General features: G+C 71.8%; 17 protein-coding genes. 1 reads left to right on the top strand and 16 read right to left on the bottom strand.

Annotated elements, in window-relative coordinates; all coding sequences use genetic code 11:
- Window positions 1-59: 59 nt before the first annotated feature.
- The 16 genes from ACZ7OI_RS19040 to ACZ7OI_RS19115 all read right to left on the bottom strand — a co-directional run bounded on the left by ACZ7OI_RS19040 (window position 60) and on the right by ACZ7OI_RS19115 (window position 17,807).
- Entirely contained in the window at window positions 60-926 is an 867-nt protein-coding gene (locus tag ACZ7OI_RS19040) for a cell division protein FtsQ/DivIB (protein ID WP_470265518.1), read from the bottom strand.
- The gene (gene murC, locus ACZ7OI_RS19045; protein ID WP_470265519.1) at window positions 923-2,341 is read right to left on the bottom strand and encodes a UDP-N-acetylmuramate--L-alanine ligase; all 1,419 of its coding nucleotides are present in this window, start codon (window positions 2,339-2,341) and stop codon (window positions 923-925) included. The genes ACZ7OI_RS19040 and murC overlap by 4 nt, the downstream gene beginning before the upstream one ends.
- Window positions 2,334-3,458 carry an undecaprenyldiphospho-muramoylpentapeptide beta-N-acetylglucosaminyltransferase gene (murG, locus tag ACZ7OI_RS19050; protein ID WP_470265520.1) on the bottom strand — a complete coding sequence of 375 codons (1,125 nt, stop codon included), beginning with the start codon at window positions 3,456-3,458 and terminating at the stop codon, window positions 2,334-2,336. Before murG ends, murC begins: the two co-directional genes overlap by 8 nt.
- Entirely contained in the window at window positions 3,455-4,891 is a 1,437-nt protein-coding gene (gene ftsW / locus ACZ7OI_RS19055) for a putative lipid II flippase FtsW (protein ID WP_470265521.1), read from the bottom strand. Before ftsW ends, murG begins: the two co-directional genes overlap by 4 nt.
- Entirely contained in the window at window positions 4,878-6,284 is a 1,407-nt protein-coding gene (gene murD, locus ACZ7OI_RS19060; protein WP_470265522.1) for a UDP-N-acetylmuramoyl-L-alanine--D-glutamate ligase, read from the bottom strand. The genes ftsW and murD overlap by 14 nt, the downstream gene beginning before the upstream one ends.
- A 3-nt stretch (window positions 6,285-6,287) precedes the next feature.
- Complete coding sequence (mraY, locus tag ACZ7OI_RS19065; protein WP_470265523.1) at window positions 6,288-7,370, bottom strand: phospho-N-acetylmuramoyl-pentapeptide-transferase; 1,083 nt, start codon at window positions 7,368-7,370, stop codon at window positions 6,288-6,290.
- The gene (locus tag ACZ7OI_RS19070) at window positions 7,367-8,872 is read right to left on the bottom strand and encodes a UDP-N-acetylmuramoyl-tripeptide--D-alanyl-D-alanine ligase (protein ID WP_470265524.1); all 1,506 of its coding nucleotides are present in this window, start codon (window positions 8,870-8,872) and stop codon (window positions 7,367-7,369) included. Before ACZ7OI_RS19070 ends, mraY begins: the two co-directional genes overlap by 4 nt.
- Entirely contained in the window at window positions 8,869-10,428 is a 1,560-nt protein-coding gene (locus ACZ7OI_RS19075; protein WP_470265986.1) for a UDP-N-acetylmuramoyl-L-alanyl-D-glutamate--2,6-diaminopimelate ligase, read from the bottom strand. Before ACZ7OI_RS19075 ends, ACZ7OI_RS19070 begins: the two co-directional genes overlap by 4 nt.
- Window positions 10,429-10,736: 308 nt before the next feature.
- Window positions 10,737-12,656 (bottom strand): peptidoglycan D,D-transpeptidase FtsI family protein, encoded by a 1,920-nt coding sequence (locus ACZ7OI_RS19080; RefSeq protein ID WP_470265525.1) that lies wholly within the window; start codon window positions 12,654-12,656, stop codon window positions 10,737-10,739.
- Window positions 12,656-13,309 (bottom strand): cell division protein FtsL, encoded by a 654-nt coding sequence (ftsL, locus tag ACZ7OI_RS19085; RefSeq protein ID WP_470265526.1) that lies wholly within the window; start codon window positions 13,307-13,309, stop codon window positions 12,656-12,658. Before ftsL ends, ACZ7OI_RS19080 begins: the two co-directional genes overlap by 1 nt.
- Window positions 13,306-14,262 (bottom strand): 16S rRNA (cytosine(1402)-N(4))-methyltransferase RsmH, encoded by a 957-nt coding sequence (rsmH, locus tag ACZ7OI_RS19090; protein WP_470265527.1) that lies wholly within the window; start codon window positions 14,260-14,262, stop codon window positions 13,306-13,308. Before rsmH ends, ftsL begins: the two co-directional genes overlap by 4 nt.
- A gap of 191 nt (window positions 14,263-14,453) precedes the next feature.
- Complete coding sequence (mraZ, locus tag ACZ7OI_RS19095) at window positions 14,454-14,885, bottom strand: division/cell wall cluster transcriptional repressor MraZ (protein WP_009080393.1); 432 nt, start codon at window positions 14,883-14,885, stop codon at window positions 14,454-14,456.
- Window positions 14,886-15,592: 707 nt separating this feature from the next.
- Window positions 15,593-16,291 carry an ESX secretion-associated protein EspG gene (locus ACZ7OI_RS19100; protein WP_470265528.1) on the bottom strand — a complete coding sequence of 233 codons (699 nt, stop codon included), beginning with the start codon at window positions 16,289-16,291 and terminating at the stop codon, window positions 15,593-15,595.
- On the bottom strand, window positions 16,288-16,881 hold the full coding sequence (locus ACZ7OI_RS19105) for a PE-PGRS family protein (RefSeq protein ID WP_470265529.1): 594 nt from the start codon (window positions 16,879-16,881) through the stop codon (window positions 16,288-16,290). The genes ACZ7OI_RS19100 and ACZ7OI_RS19105 overlap by 4 nt, the downstream gene beginning before the upstream one ends.
- A 22-nt stretch (window positions 16,882-16,903) precedes the next feature.
- On the bottom strand, window positions 16,904-17,449 hold the full coding sequence (locus ACZ7OI_RS19110; RefSeq protein ID WP_470265530.1) for a DUF3558 family protein: 546 nt from the start codon (window positions 17,447-17,449) through the stop codon (window positions 16,904-16,906).
- Entirely contained in the window at window positions 17,442-17,807 is a 366-nt protein-coding gene (locus ACZ7OI_RS19115) for a hypothetical protein (RefSeq protein WP_116206842.1), read from the bottom strand. Before ACZ7OI_RS19115 ends, ACZ7OI_RS19110 begins: the two co-directional genes overlap by 8 nt.
- A 265-nt stretch (window positions 17,808-18,072) precedes the next feature.
- Here ACZ7OI_RS19115 and ACZ7OI_RS19120 point away from each other — a divergent pair, with 265 nt between their 5' ends.
- A complete protein-coding gene (locus ACZ7OI_RS19120) occupies window positions 18,073-19,137 on the top strand; it encodes an AAA family ATPase (protein ID WP_470265531.1) in 1,065 nt (354 codons plus the stop codon).
- The last annotated feature ends 13 nt before the right edge of the window (window positions 19,138-19,150 follow it).

Genomic DNA, 19,150 nt, shown 5'->3' on the forward strand with positions numbered 1-19,150 from the left:
CGTACGGCATACGAGAAGTCTGGGCCACTGAATCCCGGGAACCGGCCAGGACGGGAGGACTAAGAGGTGATAGTCGGCAACTCCGGCGCGGAAACGTCGTAGATCTTCCCCTGCTGCGTCAGCAACGCAGCCAGCACCTTCGCCTTGCGATCGGTGTTCTCCGCGTTCCCCCACCGCACGGTCTTGCCCGTGGACAGCGTGAACTCCACGCTCGCCGGAGTCTGCGCGCTCACCGTCGTGGTCTGCTTCAGCAGCTGCTCCGGCAGCACCCCGAGCACCGCGGTGACCGCACGGGTGACCGGATCGTCCACCGACACCTTCGGCAGCTTCAGCTCCGGCAACCCGACCGGCCGGGTCTTCACCGTCTTGAAAACGACCCCGCCGCCGTCGACGAGATGCACCCCGTCACCGCCGGGACCGCTGTCGAAGAACGCGATCGCCGTCCGTTCGGTCACCGCGATCTCGAGCGTCGTCGGCCACGACCGGGAAACATCGACCGTCGCGATGCCCGGCATCTGCGCGACCCGGTCGCGGATCCCGTCGACGTCCGCCCGCAGCATCGGCTGCCCGGACGGCACCGCGGCGGTCGCGCGGATCTGGTCCGCCGACACCGTTTTCGCGCCCTGCACCTCGATCGTCTTCACCGAGAGCAGCGAGCTGAAGAACAGCAGATACCCCAGCGCCAGCAGGGTGACCACGGACAGCAGCGCCACCCAGCGGCGGCGGATCTCCCTGCCGCGGGTCGGCCGGGACTTCCGCGCGGCGGCCCGTTTCGAGCGGCCGGTGCGCGCGGCGGTGCGGACGCGGGTGCGCTGGCGCTCCTCCTCGGTCCGCCGTCCCCGGCGTTCCCGGGCCAGGGCAGCACGCTGCTCCTCGCCCGCGCGAGGCGCGGGCGAGCGACGGCGCTGCTGCCTGGTCCCGGTCATGCCCGTCCGGCCCTCCGGTCCAGCTCGGCCAGGATCTCCGGGCCCAGCTGCGTCACGTCGCCCGCGCCCATGGTGATCGCGAGATCGCCCGGCCGCACGAGGTCCGCGACCAGGCCGGCGGCCACGTCAAAAGCGGGCTGGTAGTGCACCGGCACGGTCACCCGGTCGGCGATCAGCGCGCCGGTCACGCCCGGCACCGGCTCCTCGCGCGCGCCGAACACGTCGAGCACCACGACCTCGTCGGCCAGCGACAACGCCTCGGCGAACTCGGCCGCGAAGGTCTGCGTGCGCGAGAACAGGTGCGGCTGGAACACCACGACGACCCGTCCATTGCCCGCGGCCGTGCGCACCGCGCGCAGCTGCGCGGCCACCTCGGTCGGGTGGTGCGCGTAGTCGTCGTACACCCGGACGTCGCCCGCACGGCCCTTGAACTCGAACCGGCGGCGCACCCCGCCGAACGCGGCGAGCCCGGCGGCCATGCCGTCCAGCGGCGCGCCCAGTTCGAGCCCGGCGAGCAGCGCGGCGACCGCGTTGAGCGCCATGTGCTCGCCCGGCACCGCGACCCGCAGGTCGTGTTCTTCGCCGTCCAGCGCGATCCGCACGACGCCGCCGTCCGGCGCGGGCGTGTAGTCGAGCACGCGCACATCGCCCTCGCCGGAAGCGGCTCGGCCGTAACGGCGCACTCGCACACCAGCGGCGGCGGCCTCGTCACCGAGACGGGCCGCGCCTTCGTCGTCGGCGCACACGATCAGCAATCCGCCCGGCTCGATCTGGCCGACGAAGTCGCTGAACACCTTCACATACGCCTCGGCGGTGCCGTGGTGGTCGAGGTGATCGGGCTCGACATTCGTCACCACTGCCACCGACGGCGAGTAGGTGAGGAAGGAACCGTCGCTCTCGTCGGCCTCCGCGACGAATACGCCGCCCTCGCCGTGATGCGCGTTGGCCCCGGATTCGTTGAGGTCGCCGCCGATCGCGAACGACGGGTCCATCCGGCAGTTCTGCAGCGCGACGGTGAGCATCGACGTGGTCGACGTCTTGCCGTGCGTTCCCGCGATGCACGCGACGCGATGCCCGGCCATCAACCCGGCCAGCGCCTGCGCGCGGTGCAGCACCGGGATGCCGCGCTCGCGGGCCTCGGCGAGCTCCGGGTTGGTCTCCTTGATCGCGGTCGACACCACGACGGCCGACGGCGGTTCGGCCAGCTCGCCGAGGTTTTCCGCGGTCTGGCCGACGAACAGCGTCGCGCCCTGCGCGCGCAGCGAAAGCAGCGCGCGCGATTCCTTGGCGTCCGACCCGGACACGGCCGCGCCGCGGGCGAGCAGGATCCGCGCGATGCCGGACATCCCGGCCCCGCCGATCCCGATCAGGTGCGCCCGGCGCAGCTGCGCGGGCAGTTCGGGCGTGTCAGGCACCGGCGGCCTCCAAAACGATGCGGGCGAGGGTCTCGTCGGCCTCGCGGTGGCCGAGCCCGACCGCGGCCGCGCTCATCGCGGCGACCCGGTCGGCGTCGGTCACCAGCGGGATCACCAGTTCGGCGACCTTCTCCGCGGTGAGGTCGGCGTCGGCGACCATCAGCGCCGCGCCGGCGTCCACCGCGGGCTGGGCATTCACCGCCTGCTCGCCGTTGCCGTGCGGCAGCGGGACGAACACCGCGGGCAGCCCGACCGCGGACACCTCGGCCGCGGTCATCGCGCCGGACCGGCACACCACCGCGTCCGCCGCGGCGTAGGCCAGGTCCATCCGCTCCAGGTACGGCACCGGCACGTACGCCGGGCGGCCGGGAAACTCTTGCACCACAAGGGAATTCTTCGGCCCATGCGCGTGCAGCACGCCGACGCCGGCCTCGGCGAAGTCCTTCGCCGCGCCGGAAATCGCGGAGTTGATCGACGCCGCGCCCTGCGAACCGCCGAACACGAGCAGCGTCGGCGCGTCCGGGTCCAGCTCGAAGAATTCACGCGCCTCGGCACGCAGCGCGGCCCGGTCCAGCGTCGTGATCGAGCGGCGCAGCGGAATGCCGACCACCTCGGCCTTCGGCAGCGGCGTGCCCGGCACCGCGACCGCGACGCGGGACGCGAACCGGGCGCCGACCTTGTTGGCCAGCCCGGCCGATTTGTTCGCCTCGTGCACCACGATCGGCGTGCGGCCGCGCGCGGCGAGGTACGCCGGCAGCGCGACGTAACCGCCGAAGCCGACCACGACGTCCGCGTGCACCCGGTCCAGCACCTCACGGGTGCGGCGGACCGCGTCGCGCACCTTCAGCGGCAGCCGGAGCAGCTCCGGCGTCGGCTTGCGCGGCATCGGGACCGGCGGGATCAGCTCCAGCGGGTACCCGCGCGCGGGCACGAGCTTGTTCTCCAGGCCGCGTTCCGTGCCGAGGGCGATCACCTCGGCGTCCGGGCGCAGCCGCTTCACGGCGTCCGCCAGCGCGAGCGCGGGTTCGATGTGCCCGGCGGTGCCCCCGCCTGCGACCACGACGACCGGCGCCCGGCCCGCTGCCGACCGCTGCGTTCCCTTGACGGGCTTGCTCACCAATGACCTCTCCGGTTCGCGGTGCCCCGGGCACCGCGGTTCGCTGTAGTCCGCCGCGCCGACCGGCGGCGTTCCTGTGCCGGTGCGGGCCGGGCCGCACGCGGCGCCGGCCTGGCCGCCTTCGTCCCGTTCCCCGCGGCGCGCGTTCCCTTGCGGGAGGACGGCGGGCGGTACGGATCGGGCGCGGGCAGCCGCAGCAGGCGTCCGAATTTACCCGGCCCGTGCGAGCGCAGCGCGGCCACCGCCTCGGGTTCGTGCCGCGCGGCGTTGGCCAGCACGCCCATGATGAGCATGGTGATCACGAGCGACGTGCCGCCGTAGGAGATCAGCGGCAGCGTGACGCCGGTGACCGGCAGCAGCCCGACCACGTAGCCGATGTTGATGGCCGCCTGCGCGACGAGGAACACCGTCAGCGTGCCCGCGACGATCCGGATCCACGGGTCGATGTTGCGGGTGGCGATGCGCAGGCCGACCACGGCGACGCCGGCGAACAGCGCCAGCACGACCGCGCAGCCCACGAAGCCCAGTTCCTCGCCGATCAGCGCGAAGATGAAGTCGTTCTGCACGTTCGGCAGATAGCCCCAGTTCGACGCGCCCTGTCCGAGCCCCTTGCCGAACAGGCCGCCGTCGGCGAGCGCCAGCTTGGCCTGGTTCGCCTGGAACCCCTCGGCCGAGGTGTCCGCGTCCGGCGACAGGAACGACATCACCCGGGCGAGCCGGTAGGGCGCGATGATCGCCAGCACCAGCACGCCGCTCAGGCCGCCGGCCAGGATCACCCCGAAGAGCCGTTTCGGCGCGCCGGCGAACCACAGCAGGCCGAGCAGCACCACCGCGAGGGTGATCGTGCCGCCGAGGTCGGGCTGCAGCATCACCAGCGCGAACATCAGCAGCGCCACCGGCACCACCGGGACCAGCAGATGCCGCCACTGGTGCAGCACGTTGTACTTGATCACCAGGATGTGCGCGCCCCAGAAGGCCAGCGCCACCTTCGCCGCCTCCACCGGCTGGAAGGTGAACACCCCGAGCTTGAACCAGCCCTGCGAGCCGTTCACCGTCGATCCGAGCGGCGTCAGCACCAGCAGCAGCAGGCCGAGGCAGGCCACCGTCATCGTCGCCGACATCCGGCGGATCCGTTCGAGCCGGACGCGCAGTCCGACCCAGAACACGATCCCGCCGAGGGCGACGAACATCAGGTGCCGGAGGAACAGCGCGTACACGCCGCTGCCGGTCTTCGGGTTGTAGGAGGCCACCGACGACGCGGACAGCACCATCACCGCGCCGATCACGGTGAGGATGCCGGTGAGCGCGAGGACCAGGTGGAACGACGCCAGCGGCCGCGAAAGCCAGGCGGTCAGCCCAGTGCGGAGCGCGACGAATGGGCTTTCCTTGCGGACGCGCCGCCGCCGTGGCTTGTCGCCGTCAACGACTGTCATCCGCCGCCCCCGCCGCGCCGTCGGCCAGCGCACGCACCGCGGCTTCGAACGCGTCGCCGCGCGCTCCGTAGCCGCGGAACATGTCCAGCGAGGCAGCGGCGGGCGCGAGAAGCACCACGTCACCAGGACGAGCCAGGGCGCTGGCCGCATTCACCGCCGCAGTCATGGGCTCATCGTCACCCGGAAGGAGGCGGTTGCACGGGACATCCGGCGCGTGTCGCGAGAGAGCGGCTTCGATCACGGGGGAATCGGCGCCCAGCAGGACAGCCGCGCGCAGCCGTCCGCCGACCGCGGCGACGAGCTCGTCCACGGACGCGCCTTTGAGCTGCCCGCCGACGATCCAGACCACGCTTTCGTGCGCGAGCAGCGAGCCGAGCGCCGCGTGCGGATTGGTGGCCTTCGAGTCGTTGATGTACCGGACGCCGCCGACCTCGGCGACCTCCACCGCGCGGTGCGGCGCGGGCTCGTACGCGCGCAGGCCCTTCCGCACCGCCGCGAGCGGCACTCCGTGCACGCGGGCGAGCGCGGCCGCGGCGAGCGCGTTCGCGAGGTTGTGCGGTCCGGCCGGGCGGACGTCGGCGATCTCGGCCAATTCCTCGGCGCTCGTCTCCGGGTCTGTCCCGAAAGCACGGTCCACCAGCAGGTTTTCGACCAGTCCCAGCTCTCCGGCGCGCGGGGTGTCGAGCACGAACCCGATCCGCCGGGCCCCCTCCGGCGCGTGTTCCTCGGCGATCCGCGTGGACCACGGATCGTCGACGTTGTGCACGACAGCGCGGGAACGATGGTGCGCGCGGCCCTTCGCCGCGGCGTACTCCTCCATCGAGCCGTGCCAGTCGAGGTGGTCCTCGGCGAGGTTCAGCACCACCGAGGCGTCCGGCGCGATCGTCGAGGACCAATGCAGCTGGAAGCTCGACAGCTCGACAGCCAGCACCTGATGCCCGCCGCGAACCGCGTCCAGCACCGGGTAGCCGACGTTGCCGCAGGCCACCACGTCCGCGCCGGCCTCGCGCAGGATCGACTCCAGCATCCCCACCGTGGTCGTCTTGCCGTTGGTCCCGGTGATCACCAGCCACGCGGGCGGATGCTCGCGCAGCTGCCCGACCCGCCACGCCAGCTCGACGTCGCCGATCACCTCGATGCCCGCCTCGGCCGCCGCGACCAGCAGCGGAGACGTCGGCCGCCAGCCGGGGCTGGTCACCACGAGCACGGTGTCCGCGGGCGGTTCGGTGAGGCCGGGCACCAGCTCGGCGTCCAGGTCGTCCAGTTCGGCGAGCCGTTCGGCGTTGCCGTCGGTGACCGTGACCCGTGCGCCCAGCTCGCGCAGCACGGGAACGACCGACTTCCCGGTGACGCCCGCGCCCGCGACCAGAACGTGTTTGCCGTCAAGCTCCAAGGGTCAGCTCCCGAAGTTGAGCTGCTCGCTGTAGAACAGCCCGAGCCCGAACATGCAGCAGATCGCCGAGAGCAGCCAGAACCGGATGATCACCGTGGTTTCGGCCCACCCGGCCAGTTCGAAGTGGTGGTGGAAGGGCGCCATCCGGAACAGCCGCCGCCGCGTCGTGCGGAAGACCGCGATCTGCGTGACCACCGAGATCATCTCGACCATGAAGAGGCCGCCGATGACGATGGCGAGCAGTTCGGTGCGGGTGGTCATGGACAGCCCGGCGACGAGGCCGCCGAGGGCGAGCGACCCGGTGTCGCCCATGAAGATCTTCGCCGGAGCCGCGTTCCACCACAGGAACCCGATACAGGCGCCGGTGGCCGCCGCCGCGACCACCGCGAGGTCGAGCGGGTCGCGCACGTCGTAGCAGGCGGGCAGCGGCTGGGTCGAGCACGAGAGCCGGGCCTGCCAGAACGAGATGACCACGTAGGTCGCGAGCACCATCGCCGCCGCGCCGCCGGCCAGGCCGTCGAGGCCGTCGGTGAAGTTCACCGCGTTCGACCAGCCGGAGATGACGATGTAGCAGAAGATCACGAACACGACCGACGGGAACGTGATGAGCGCCAGGTCGCGGACGTAGGACAGGCTCTGCGACGCCGGGGTGAGCCCCTGGGCGTCCTTGAACTGCAGCGACAGCACCGCGAACAGGATGGTCACCACGAGCTGGCCGACCAGCTTCGCGGTCTTGTTCAGCCCGAGGTTGCGCTGTTTGCGGATCTTGATGAAGTCGTCGAGGAAGCCGACCACGCCGAGCCCGACCGCGAGCATCAGCACGAGCAGGCCCGACGCCGAGGGGGCCGCCGAGCGCGAGTTGCTGATCCACGTGATCAGGTGCGCGACGAAGTAGCCGACGACCATCGCGATGATGATCGCGACGCCGCCCATGGTCGGCGTGCCGCGCTTCGACTTGTGCCCCTGCGGGCCTTCCTCGCGGATCTCCTGGCCGAAGCCCTGCCGCGAGAAAACCCGGATGAGGTAGGGCGTGAGCAGGATCGAGACCAGCAGACCCGCCGCGGCCGCGATCATGATGTTGATCACGCGTGACCACCGTTCGAGCGTTCGGAAGACGAGGAGGAGGAGTTCCCGGGATCGGCCAGCAGCGCTTCGGCCACCCGCCAGAGACCGGCGGCCTTGGACGCCTTGACCAGCACCACGTCCCCGGGACGGAGCTGATCATGCAGTACGGCGACGGCGGCCTCGACATCGGGTACCAGCACCGACTCCTCGCCCCAGGAACCCTCCTGGAACGCGCCCTGGTGCATGGCGGCAGCGTCCTGGCCGACCACGACGAGCTTCTCGATGTTCAGCCGGACCACGAGCCGCCCGATCGCATCGTGCGCGGTCACCGAGTCCTCGCCCAGCTCGCCCATCACGCCGAGCACCGCCCACGCGCGACGGCCGGAGCGGCTCATCGAAGCCAGCGCCTTCAGCCCGGCCCGGACCGATTCCGGGTTGGCGTTGTACGAGTCGTTGAGGATCGTGACGCCGTCCGCACGGGTCGTGACGTCCATCCGGCGCTCCGAGCGCCGCTGCAGCGACGAGAGCCGCCGTGCGATCTCCTCGGTGGTCGCGCCGAGCTCGCGCGCGATGGCGGCGGCCGACAGCGCGTTGCCGACGTGGTGCTCGCCGTGCAGCGGCAGCGTCACCGGGGCCTCGCCCTCGGGCGTGATCAGCCGGAAAGACGCGCGGGCCTCGTCGTCGACGGTGATGCCGGCGGCCCGGACCTGCGCCCCTGCCGACTCCCCCACGCCCACGACGCGGGCCTTCGTGCGGCTCGCCATGGCCGAGACCAGCGGGTCGTCCAGGTTCAGCACCGCGAGACCGTCTTCCGGAAGCGCCTCGACCAGCTCGCCCTTGGCCTTCGCGATCCCCTCGCGCGAGCCGAACTCGCCGACGTGCGCGCTGCCGACGTTCAGCACCGCGCCGATCCTCGGCGGCGTGGTCGCCGCTGCCTCGGCGATGTGCCCGACCCCGCGCGCGGACATCTCCAGCACGAGGAACTTGGTCGACGCGTCGGCGCGCAGCGCGGTCCACGGGTGGCCCAGCTCGCTGTTGAACGACCCGGGCGGCGCGACCGTCGGGCCCATCGGCTCGATCAGCTGCGCGATGACGTCCTTGGTCGAGGTCTTGCCGGACGAGCCGGTGACGCCGATGACGGTCAGCCCGCCCGCCGCCAGCCGGTCGACGACGTGCCGGGCGAGCTTGGCCAGAGCGGCCAGCACAGCCGCCCCGGAGCCGTCCTTGTCGCCGGTCAGCGCGACCGACCCGGAGTTGCCCTGTCCCGCCGGCAGCGGCGGCACGACGATCGCCGGAGCGTCGACCTCCCGCGCGGCCAGCACGCCGACCGCGCCGGATTCGACCGCCTTCGCGGCGAAATCGTGCCCGTCGACGCGTTCGCCGGGCAGGGCGACGAACAGCCCGCCCGGACCGAGTTCGCGGGTGTCGAACTCGACGCTGCCGGTCACGACAGCGGATCCGTCGGTGCGGTGCAGCCTGCCGCCGACGACGTCGGCGATCTCGGCCAGGCTCAGCTCGATCACGCGGTCACCTCGAGACGCTTGCGGATGGCGGCCTCCAGCTCGTCCCGGTCGGAGAACGGGTGCACCACACCCTGGGCCTCCTGGCCGGTCTCATGGCCCTTGCCTGCGATCAGGACGATGTCGCCCGGCTCGGCGAGCGACACCGCGTGCGCGATCGCCTCGCGCCGGTCGCCGATCTCCAGCACCTCGCCGCCCGCCGCGGGCCCGACGGCGCGGGCCCCGGCCAGCATCGCGGCGCGGATCGCGGCCGGATCCTCCGAACGCGGGTTGTCGTCGGTCACGATCAGGACGTCGCTGCGGCGCACCGCGGCCTCGCCCATCATCGGGCGCTTCGCGGTGTCGCGGTCGCCGCCGCAGCCCAGCACGGTGATGATCCGGCCGTCAGTGCGGGCGCGCAGGGCGTCGAGGCCCTGGGCCACCGCGGCCGGTTTGTGCGCGTAGTCGACCACCGCGGTGAACTCCTGGCCGAGGTAGACCCGCTCCATCCGGCCGGGCACCTCCACCGCGGCGAGCCCGGCGACGATGTCCGCGGCTTCGATGCCCGCGCTGTCCAGGATCGCCGCAGCGAGCACCGCGTTGGCGACGTTGAACGTGCCGGGCAGCGGGATCTTCGCGGCGAGGCTGAGCCCGTCCGGCCCAAGCAGCGTGAAGGTCTGCTCCCCGGCCGGGGTCGCTTCGATGTCGGCGGCCCGCCAGAGCGCGTCGGCTCCGGCTTCGATCGACACGGTCACCGTCTGCGGCGTGAGCAGCGCCTGCCCCCACGCGCTGTCGACCACGACGACCTCGGTGGTGGACCGGCCGTCGAACAGCAGGGACTTGGCGGCGAAGTACTCCTCCATGTCCTTGTGGAAGTCGAGGTGGTCCTGCGACAGGTTGGTGAACGCGCCGACCGCGAACCGGGTGCCGTTGACCCGGCCGAGCGCCAGCGCGTGGCTGGACACCTCCATCGGCACGTGCGTGACGCCGCGTTCCAGCATCACCGCGAGCAGCGCCTGCAGGTCCGGGGCCTCCGGCGTGGTGAACCCGCTGGCCAGGCGCTCGCCCGCGATCCGGGTCTCGACCGTGCCGATCAGGCCGGTGGTGCGCCCGGCGGCCTGCAGGCCCGCGTCGACCAGGTAGGAGGTGGTGGTCTTGCCGGAGGTGCCGGTGACGCCCAGCACGGACAGGTGCAGCGACGGCTCGCCGTAGATCCACGCGGCGATCTCGCCGAGCGCGGCGCGCGGGTCCGGGTGCACGAGGACCGGCACCGGCGCGTCGCGCAGCGCGGGCCGGTCGGCCCCGCTCGGGTCGGTCAGGACGGCCGCGGCTCCGGCGGCGAGCGCCTGGTCGCTGAAGTCGGCTCCGTGCGCGCGGGCTCCGGGAAGGCCGGCGAACAGGTCGCCGGGCAGCACGTGCTGCGCACGCAGCGTGGCGCCGGTGACGGTGAGGTCGGCGGCCTCGGGACGGTCGGCGATGAGCCGGGCTCCCGCACGGGCGAGCAGAGTGGCCAGCGGGACCGGGTCGATCCGGGCCGGCCGGGGCGGCGCGGCGGCTGCCTTGGCCGGGCTGTCCGGCAGCGAGGCGGCAGCGGGCCCGCTTCGGGGCTGGGACGAGGACACGGACACGCCGGAGAGGTTACCGAGGCCGGATCCGGGTGACCCAACGCGGTACGGCGAACGCGCGTCCCCGCGGCGAGTGTGCTAAGCGGAGCGGTCAAGATCGTTGCGGCGCAACCCTTTCCCCGGCTCCGCACCGGCCCGTGTGGACGATCGGCGCACGTTCCGCCCTCATGCCGCAGAAGTCCGTGAGGGGAACCCTGGGGGAATCAGATTCCCCCAGGGTTCCCCTCACGGACCATCGCTGCTGGGAAAACCGGGCGCGCCGGTCAGCCGACGACGAGCGGCACCACCGGCGACGGCCCGTCCGACAGCGGAATCTGGTACCGCTGCGACAGGTACGACGCGATCGAGTGGAACAGCGGCCCCGCGGAATGCCCGGCGGGCAGCGTGGTGTCGGGCGCGTCCAGCCGGATGCCGACGACGAACCGCGGGTGGTCGGCGGGCAGGATCCCGGCGAAAGTGATGTTCGCCAGGCTCGAGCTGTAGGCCTTGGTGCGCGGGTCGATCTGCTGGCCGGTGCCGGTCTTGCCGGAGACCTGGTAGCCCTCCAGCCCGGCCGAGGGCGCGGTGCCCGAGTTCGGGCTCTTGGCGTTCTGCACTACCGAACGCAGCATGTCCCGCACCGTTTTCGCGGTTTCCGGGCTCACCACGCGCTCGGTCTTCGGCGGCGCTTCCGGCGTCACGGTGCCGTCCGGGTTCTTCTTCGCCTTCACGATCCGCGGTTCCACGCGCAGGCCGTCGTTCGCGATCGCCTGGTACATCCCGGCCATCTGCACCACGGTCATCGAAAGGCCCTGCCCGATCGGCAGGTTGCCGAACGTGGACGCCGACCAGTCCTTGCGCGGCGGCACGTAGCCGGAGCTTTCGCCGGGAAGGCCGATGCCGGTCTTCTGCCCGATGCCGAACTTCTTCAGCAGCGCGAGATACCGGTCCGGGCCGACCTGCTGGGCCAGTTCCAGCGTGCCGACGTTGGAGGATTTCGCGAACACGCCGGTGGTGGTGAACGTCTGCGTGCCGTGCGGCCAGGCGTCGTGCACCGTCCGGTCGGCGATCTTGATCGAGCCCGGCACCTCCAGCGTCGAGGTGGGGGTGGCGATCTTGTCGTCGATCGCCGCGGTCGCGGTGATCACCTTGTTCACCGAACCGGGTTCGTACGGTGTGGTGACCGGCCGGTTGTTGAGCAGGTCGTCCTTGATCGTGGAGGGGTCGTTCGGGTTGAACGTGCTGGCGTCGGCCAGCGCGTACACCTCGGACGTCTTCGCGTCCATGATGACCGCCTGGCCGCCCTTGGCGTTCGACTTCGAGACGTAGTCGGCCAGCTGGCGCTGCAGCTCGAACTGCAGGTCGGAATCTATGGTCAGCTCGAGATCAGAACCCGGGACGGCGGCGTTGAGCACGTGTTCGGTGCCCGGCAGGTACAGATTGTCGTTGCCGTTCTGGGTGTTCACGATCTCTCGGCCGGGCGTGCCCGCCAGATCGGCGTCGCGCGATTTCTCCAGCCCGATCACGCCGTGCAAGTTGTGTTTGGACACATCGGGGTCGTCCATCCGCCAGTTCGACAAGCCGACGATGTTCGACGCGAGCGTGTCGCCCGGGTACTCGCGCTTGGCGCGTTTTTCCACGCTGATCCACGCGTACTTCTTGACGATCTGGTCGGCCACCGACGGCTCGACGTTGTCGACGAGGTAGGTGAAGGACTGCTGTTTGTGCAGCAGCGCCAGCTGTTCGGCCTCGGTGGTGAGATGCGGAAGCTTCTGCGCGATCAGCTTCGCCGCACCGGCGACTTCGGTTTCGAAGTTGCGCCCCTTGTCCGGGTACTTCTTCGCGTACTCGTCCATCGACTTGTGCAGCGCCCGCAGGTTCACCGACAGAGTGCGGGTTTCCACGCTGAACGCCAGCTTCGCCCCATTGCGGTCCACAATGGACCCGCGCTGCGCCGGGATGTCGATGGTGAGGGTGCGCTGCCGTTCGGCCGCCGCGGACAGCGTGGGCGCCTCGAACCACTGCACCTGGACCAGTTTCGCGCCCGCCACGACCATCAGGACGACAAGCATGATGCGCACCGCGGAAAACCGGCTGCGCTGTCCGCCGTTGCCCCGTTTCGCGACCGCGCGGCGGGTGCCCGCGGCGTAAGTCCGCCGCGCGCTGCCCGCCGCCCGGGAACGGCTGTTGCCGCCTGCCGCCATCACTGCCCTCCCGCGGTCCCCGCGGGCGTGCCCGACAGGTCGCCTTCGATGCCGCCCTCCGGAGGAGCGGCGGGCTGCGCCGGGGGCGCGGCCGAGTCCTGCTCTTCCGGCTGGGCCTTCTTCGGTTCGCCGACGACGGTCGTCTTGCCGTCCTTGCCCACGACGATGCGCGCCGGGTCGCCGCCGGGCACCATGCCCAGCTGCTTGGCCGCGGGCGCGAGAGACGCCGGGGACTGGGCCTTCGCGACTTCGCGCTCCAGCCGGTCCTTGGTCTCCATGAGAGAAGCGCTGTCCGTGCGCAGTTTTTCGAGCCGGTAGGAATCGGCGATCGCCTGCGTGGTGAACCACAGCGTCGCGGCGACCCCGACCGCCAGCAGCCCCATCATCACGAGCACGAACGACGCGCGCGACCGCGGCCAGCGCAGCTTGAGCCGCGTTCCCGCCGTCTTCGCTACGACGGTTTCCGGTTCGGCAGCGGGCTTTTTCGGCGCGCGCTGGCGCAACAGGTCGGCCCGCTGCGCCCGCCGGGCGTACGCGCGCTCGGCAGCTGTCGTGCGCCGCCGACCCGGGGCTTCCGTCTCGGTGACGGTGTTCCGCGGTGCCCGCTCCGCAGCGGTCGACGACGAGCGGCGGGACTTCGTAGGTGCGGTCATCGCGGCTCTCCGATCCGTTGTGCTGCGCGCAGCCGCACCGAGGCGGCCCGCGGGTTGTGCTCGATCTCGCTCTCGCCGGCCTTCTCCGCTCCCCGGGTGAGGAGCTTCAATTCCGGCCCGTGCCCGGGCAGTTCGACCGGAAGCCCTTCCGGCGTCCGGGATTTCGCCAGTTCCGTCAGGGCCTGCTTCACCAGCCGGTCCTCAAGGGACTGATAGGACTCGACGACGATCCGGCCGTCCATCGCCAGCGCGCCCAATGCCGCGGGCATCGCCCGGCGCAGCACTTCCAGCTCGCCGTTGACCTCGATCCGCAGCGCCTGGAAGGTGCGCTTCGCCGGATGCCCGCCGGTGCGCCTGCTCGCCGCGGGCACCGCGGAGTAGAGCAGTTCGACCAGCCTTCCGCTGCGGGTGAACGGTTCCTTCTCCCGTTCCGCCACCACGGCGCGGACGATCCGCTGCGCGAAGCGTTCCTCGCCGTAGTCGCGAAGGATCCGGATCAGCTCGCCGGGCGCGTAGGTGTTGAGCACGTCGGCGGCGGTGAATCCGGTGGTCGGGTCCATCCGCATGTCCAGCGGCGCGTCCTGCGAATAGGCGAAACCGCGTTCGGTGCGGTCGAGCTGCATCGAGGAGACGCCGAGGTCGAACAGGATTCCGTCCACTTGGGACAGTCCCAGTCCGGCCACCGCTTCGGGAAGTCCGTCGTAGACGGTGTGCACGAGGTCGACGCGGTCGCCGTGCCGCGCGAGCCGCTCCGCGGAGCGCTCGAGCGCGGCGGGATCGCGGTCCAGCCCGATCAGCCGGAGCCGGGGAAACGCGGCGAGCAGCGCGTCGGAGTGGCCGCCGAGGCCCACGGTCGCGTCGACCAGGACGGCGTCGCGGCCGGCCAGCGCGGGGGCGAACAGCTCGACGATGCGGTCCAGCAGCACCGGAACGTGCTCGGCTGCGTCCGTCATGTCTTCCCCCTTTCTGCCGCGTGTTTTCCGGGGAAGATGCGGCGGATGCCGTCAGGTCCCTGCCCGCCCGCTTGCTGACCTGGCACCGGGGAAGGTGCGCCAGGGTCAAAGAGCGGACAGAGGCCTCACGGCATCCGCGTCGAACGGCGTACCCGCGTCCCCCGACGACGCAGGTTCGCCCGGAACGTCTCCTAGAAGACGCCCGGCAGAACTTCCTCCCGAGCCTGTGCGTAGCTGTCTTCGTGTTCGTCCAGGTAGCCCTGCCACGCCTGGGCGTCCCAGATTTCGAGCCGGGTGATCGCACCGATCACCACGCACTCCTTGTTCAGCCCCGCGTACCGGCGAAGCTCCGGCGCGATGGCGACGCGCCCTTGCCCGTCCGGACGTTGCTCGTCCGTCCCGGCGAACAGGTAGCGCTGGTAGGCCCGCACCGCCTCGTTCGTGAACGGGGCTTCGGCGACCTTCCTGGCCATCTGCTCGAACTCGGCACGGGGGAAGACGAAGAGGCAGTGGTCCTGCCCCTTGGTGACCATCAGCCCGCCTGCCAAGGCTTCGCGGAACTTCGCGGGCAGCGTGAGCCGCCCTTTGTCGTCCAGCTTCGGGGTGTGGGTGCCGAGGAACACCGGCCTCCACCTCCCTACCGAATCCGGTTGGCTCCCCGCCCGGTTCCGGCTCGGGGGCTCCCTTCCGCCCCACTGGCCACCACCGTACCCCACTTTTCACCACAGTCAACGAGTCTTGCGCGCGTGCCACTCCGTCGAGTGGCGCGTTTGCGCAGGTCACGGAGGTGGGTCCAGGTGGGGGCCGGGTGGGGGGACCGTGGCGAAGATCCCCCGCACCGGGGTCTTCCGCAACCTCGGGAGGCGTGAAACGTCCGAGTTTCGGCAGCGTGGGGACCGCCGGTGGGGGTTGGTGGGGGAACGGGTGGGGGCTGGTGGGGAGGCGGGTGGAGCGGGGTGGGGAGCCCCGGTGGGGCTTGGTGGGGGGCGCGGTGGGGAACCCGGGTCGACGGGCTGGGACGCACGTGGGGGGCGTTGTGGGGAGCCCGGCGCGGTTCGGCCGATGACGTGGTGGGGGCGAGTGGGGCGTTGTCCGGCCCGGTTGGGTCAGGTGGCGGAGGCCAGCGAGAACCCGGCGCGGTTCGACCGGAGCCACAGTGGGGGTGGGTGGGGAGCGGTGCGTCGAGCCCGGCGGGGAGACGTGGGCACTGGCCGGGTGGGGCTCGGTGGAGAGCCCGGATGGAACCGAGCGGGGAACCGTCCGCATGCGGCTCCGGCAGCCGACCACGACCGTCCACTTCAGACCCACCGGGTCAGCCGGATCAGCCGGATCAACCAGGCAGCAGCTCCATCACCCGCTCGGCGAGCCGGGGGCTGTCCACCGGGGACACCGTCACCCACTCCTGCCCGCCGCGGCCCGGCGAGGTCACCGCCGAATACGCCCCGGCGTCCGTGTCGAACCACGTCAGCCCGCCGGTCCGGGACAGTTTCCCCGCCCGGTCGCGCACGTGGACGGTGAACTGCCCCGCCGCGTACACCGGCCGGGACTGGATCGCCCGCAGCTCCTCCCCCTGCGCGCCGCCGGGCGGCTCCCCCGCCGCGGGCAGCCGGACGCCGTAGCCGGGACCGGCCGAAAGCTCCGGCAGCACGTCGACGATCGCCGACGCCAGTTCGCTTTCCCCGATGCCGCGCACGCCGATCGTCCGCGCGGGCTGCACAGCCAGCACCGCGTTCCGTCCCCGAATCGCGGCGACTGCGCGGAACGGTTCGTCGGAGGTCATGTCCGCGAGCGCCTCGCACTCCACATACCGCTCCGCGGACGCCAGCAGCCGCAGGCTGTTCTCCAGGGAGGCGTCGAGCCGGCCGTCGAAGAGGCCGCGTTCGCCGAGGTTCCGGTAGACCTCCGCGCGGATCGCCGACCGGTCGGCGTCGGTCTCCCCCACGCTGCGCACCGCCAGCGGCGCGGGCGGGGCGTCGAGGCCGAGGTCGGCCCAGACGATGTCGAACGCGGACGCCGACAGGCTGATCAAGCCGGCCCCGCGCCGAGCGGCGGGACCGCCGGGAAACCGCCTTCGGGCACGAGCCCGCGCAACGCCGTGTCCCGGGTGCGCAGGACGTCGATCGCCTTCTGCCGGGCGGCCTCGGCTTCGGCGCGCCGCTCGTCCATCGCGGACGACAGCCCGGCCAGCCGCACCATGCTCCCGCTCGCGGCGGCGGAACGGATCATCGCCGCCGGGTCGAAGTCCACCGGCGCGGGCATGTCCGCGCGCGCTCGCGCGGCGACCTCGGCCTGCCCGTGCACGGCTTCCCCGACCTTCGCCGACACCACGGAGGTCTCGGCCAGCCAGCCGGACGCTTTGCCGAGCACTGCCCGCATCGCGTCGCCGGCGTTGCCCTGCCAGGTCTCCTCGCTGCCGGCCGACAGCGCGACCAGGCCGCCGATCGAATCCTCGAGCCGTTGCGACAGCCCGGCCCACCGCGCGCCCGATTCGCCGGCCGCGGCCGGGTCGTTGCCGTCGACCGCCTGCGCGGCCAGCGCCGCGTGGCTGAACGCTTCGTACCGGGCGGTCGGCTCAGGAGCGGCCGGGGACTCGGCGGGCACGGCCGGGGTGTCGGTCACGACTTTCCTCCTCGCACGGGGTTCACGGCAGCTTCGGCTCGAGCAGTCCGGCCACGTCGCTCGCCCGCGAGCAGGCGAGTTCGGAGTCGGAGAAGTTCGCGTTGTTCACGTCGACCTGGACGCTCTGCGCGCCGCCGACGTCGAGCAGCACCGCGCAGGTGCCGCGGCGGCCGGACACCTGCACCGCCTGGTGCGAGCCGACGTCTTTCTTGGTGCGCTTGCCATCGGAGAGGCCGAGGTTCGCCAGGCCGTTGGTTTCGTCGAGGGTGACGGTGAGGCCGAACGTCGAGGGCACCGTCCAGTCGCAGGCGCGCGCCTCGCCGATCGTCTTCGGCTTGCCCTGCCCGGTGAGCCCGGCCGACGACCGGTCCTGCGGCGAAAGGAGCGTGCACGGGTCGAGCTTGGCGAGCGACGCGGAGGAGGAAGACGACGGCGCGGGAGCGGGAGGGCCTCCGTCCGCGGGCGCGGCGTGCGAAATGCCGGGCATCCGGCCGCACGAAACCAGCACGCTGAGCCCGGCCAGCGGGAGAAGAAGGAGCGCGGCGCGCGCCGCGAAACGGTCAGCCACCGGTGCAGTCCACGCCCTCGGCGGCCTCGCCGTCCTGGTCGCGGTATTTCTCCAGCGCGCCGCCGATGCGTTTCTTCAGCCCGGCGATCTCTTTCCCGAAAGCGGTGAGCTGGTCGACCGCCGACCCGTCGCGGCCGAGGCCGTACTTCGCCATGAACGCGCCGACCTCGCCGGCGTACCCGCCGCCGAGCGGCACCGACCGGCCGAGCACGGCGGCCTCGCGGACCATCTCGCCGACGACGTCCTGCAGCTCGCCCAGCTTCGAATAGGTCGCGGACGCCAGCTCGGGCGTGACCGCGAACCGGCCGCCGGACAGTCCCGGGAGCCCGGCTTTCCGTTCCGCCTCGGCCTCGCTCATGCGCGGATGCACCTCTTCCGACGTCGAACCGTGGTCGGGCGACTTCGTTTCGGAGCATACGACAGTGCATACGGTCAGCGGGATCACCTGAAAATGCCTCATAATCACCCGTAAGAAGGAGTGCCGGGGTGGCTGGGCGTCACCATGAAACGATCTCGGGGTTCCGCCGCCCAGTTCTCCCGGGTTTGACACACTGGGGAGAACGCTGGACAAGGCGCGCATCCCCGCCGGTTCGCGTCCAGCTATTGCGCCACCAGGAGGTCGAGTGACGTCGAGAATCCAGTCCGCTTCCCCCGCCGGAGGTCACGGCAACGGGTCCGGGCAGCCGCCGTACCCGGCGGTCGAGTCCGCGGACGGGCTGGCGCAGGTCCCGGCGGCCGGGCTCGGCGAACTGCACGACACCGCCCGCCGGATCGCCGCGAACGTGGAGCGCGTCCTCGTCGGCAAGCCGGACGTCATCCGGATCGCGCTGGTGACCCTCCTGGCCGAGGGCCACCTGCTCGTCGAGGACGTGCCGGGCGTCGGCAAGACCTCGCTCGCGAAGGCGCTCGCGCGCTCGATCGACTGCACCGTCAGCCGCGTGCAGTTCACGCCCGACCTGCTGCCCAGCGACGTCACCGGCGTCTCCATCTACAACCGGCAGACCGGCGAGTTCGAGTTCCGTCCCGGCCCGGTGTTCGCGAACATCGTGGTCGGCGACGAGATCAACCGGGCCTCGCCGAAAACGCAGTCCGCGCTGCTGGAGTGCATGGAGGAGCACCAGGTCACGGTCGACACGAGCACGTACACGCTCGGCGAGCCGTTCATGGTGATCGCGACGCAGAACCCGATCGAGATGGAGGGCACCTACGCGCTGCCCGAGGCCCAGCGCGACCGGTTCACCGCGCGGGTGTCCATCGGCTACCCCGACCAGCAGGCCGAACTGGCCATGGTCGACGAGCATTCCGGGCACAATCCGCTCGCGGAACTGACCCCGGTGTCCGACGGCGAGACGATGCTGCGGCTGATCCAGACGGTCCGCGACGTGCACATCGCGCCGGAGGTCCGGCGGTACGCCGTGGACGTCGTGTCGGCGACCCGGCAGGTGCCGGAGATCCGGCTCGGCGCGTCGCCGCGCGCGACGCTGCACCTGGTCCGGGCCGCGCGGGCGCAGGCCGCGCTGTCCGGGCGCGACTACGTGGTGCCCGACGACCTGCACACGGTCGCCGTGCCCGTGCTGGCGCACCGGCTGGTGCTCACCACCGAGGCGCACGCCGCCCGCCGTTCGGCGACCGACGTCGTCCGCGCGGTGCTGCACCGCGTTCCCGTCCCCCAGGGCTCGGCCCGCTGAGGCGCGTCCCGCT

The sequence above is a fragment of the Amycolatopsis sp. NPDC114503 genome, assembly GCF_055633655.1.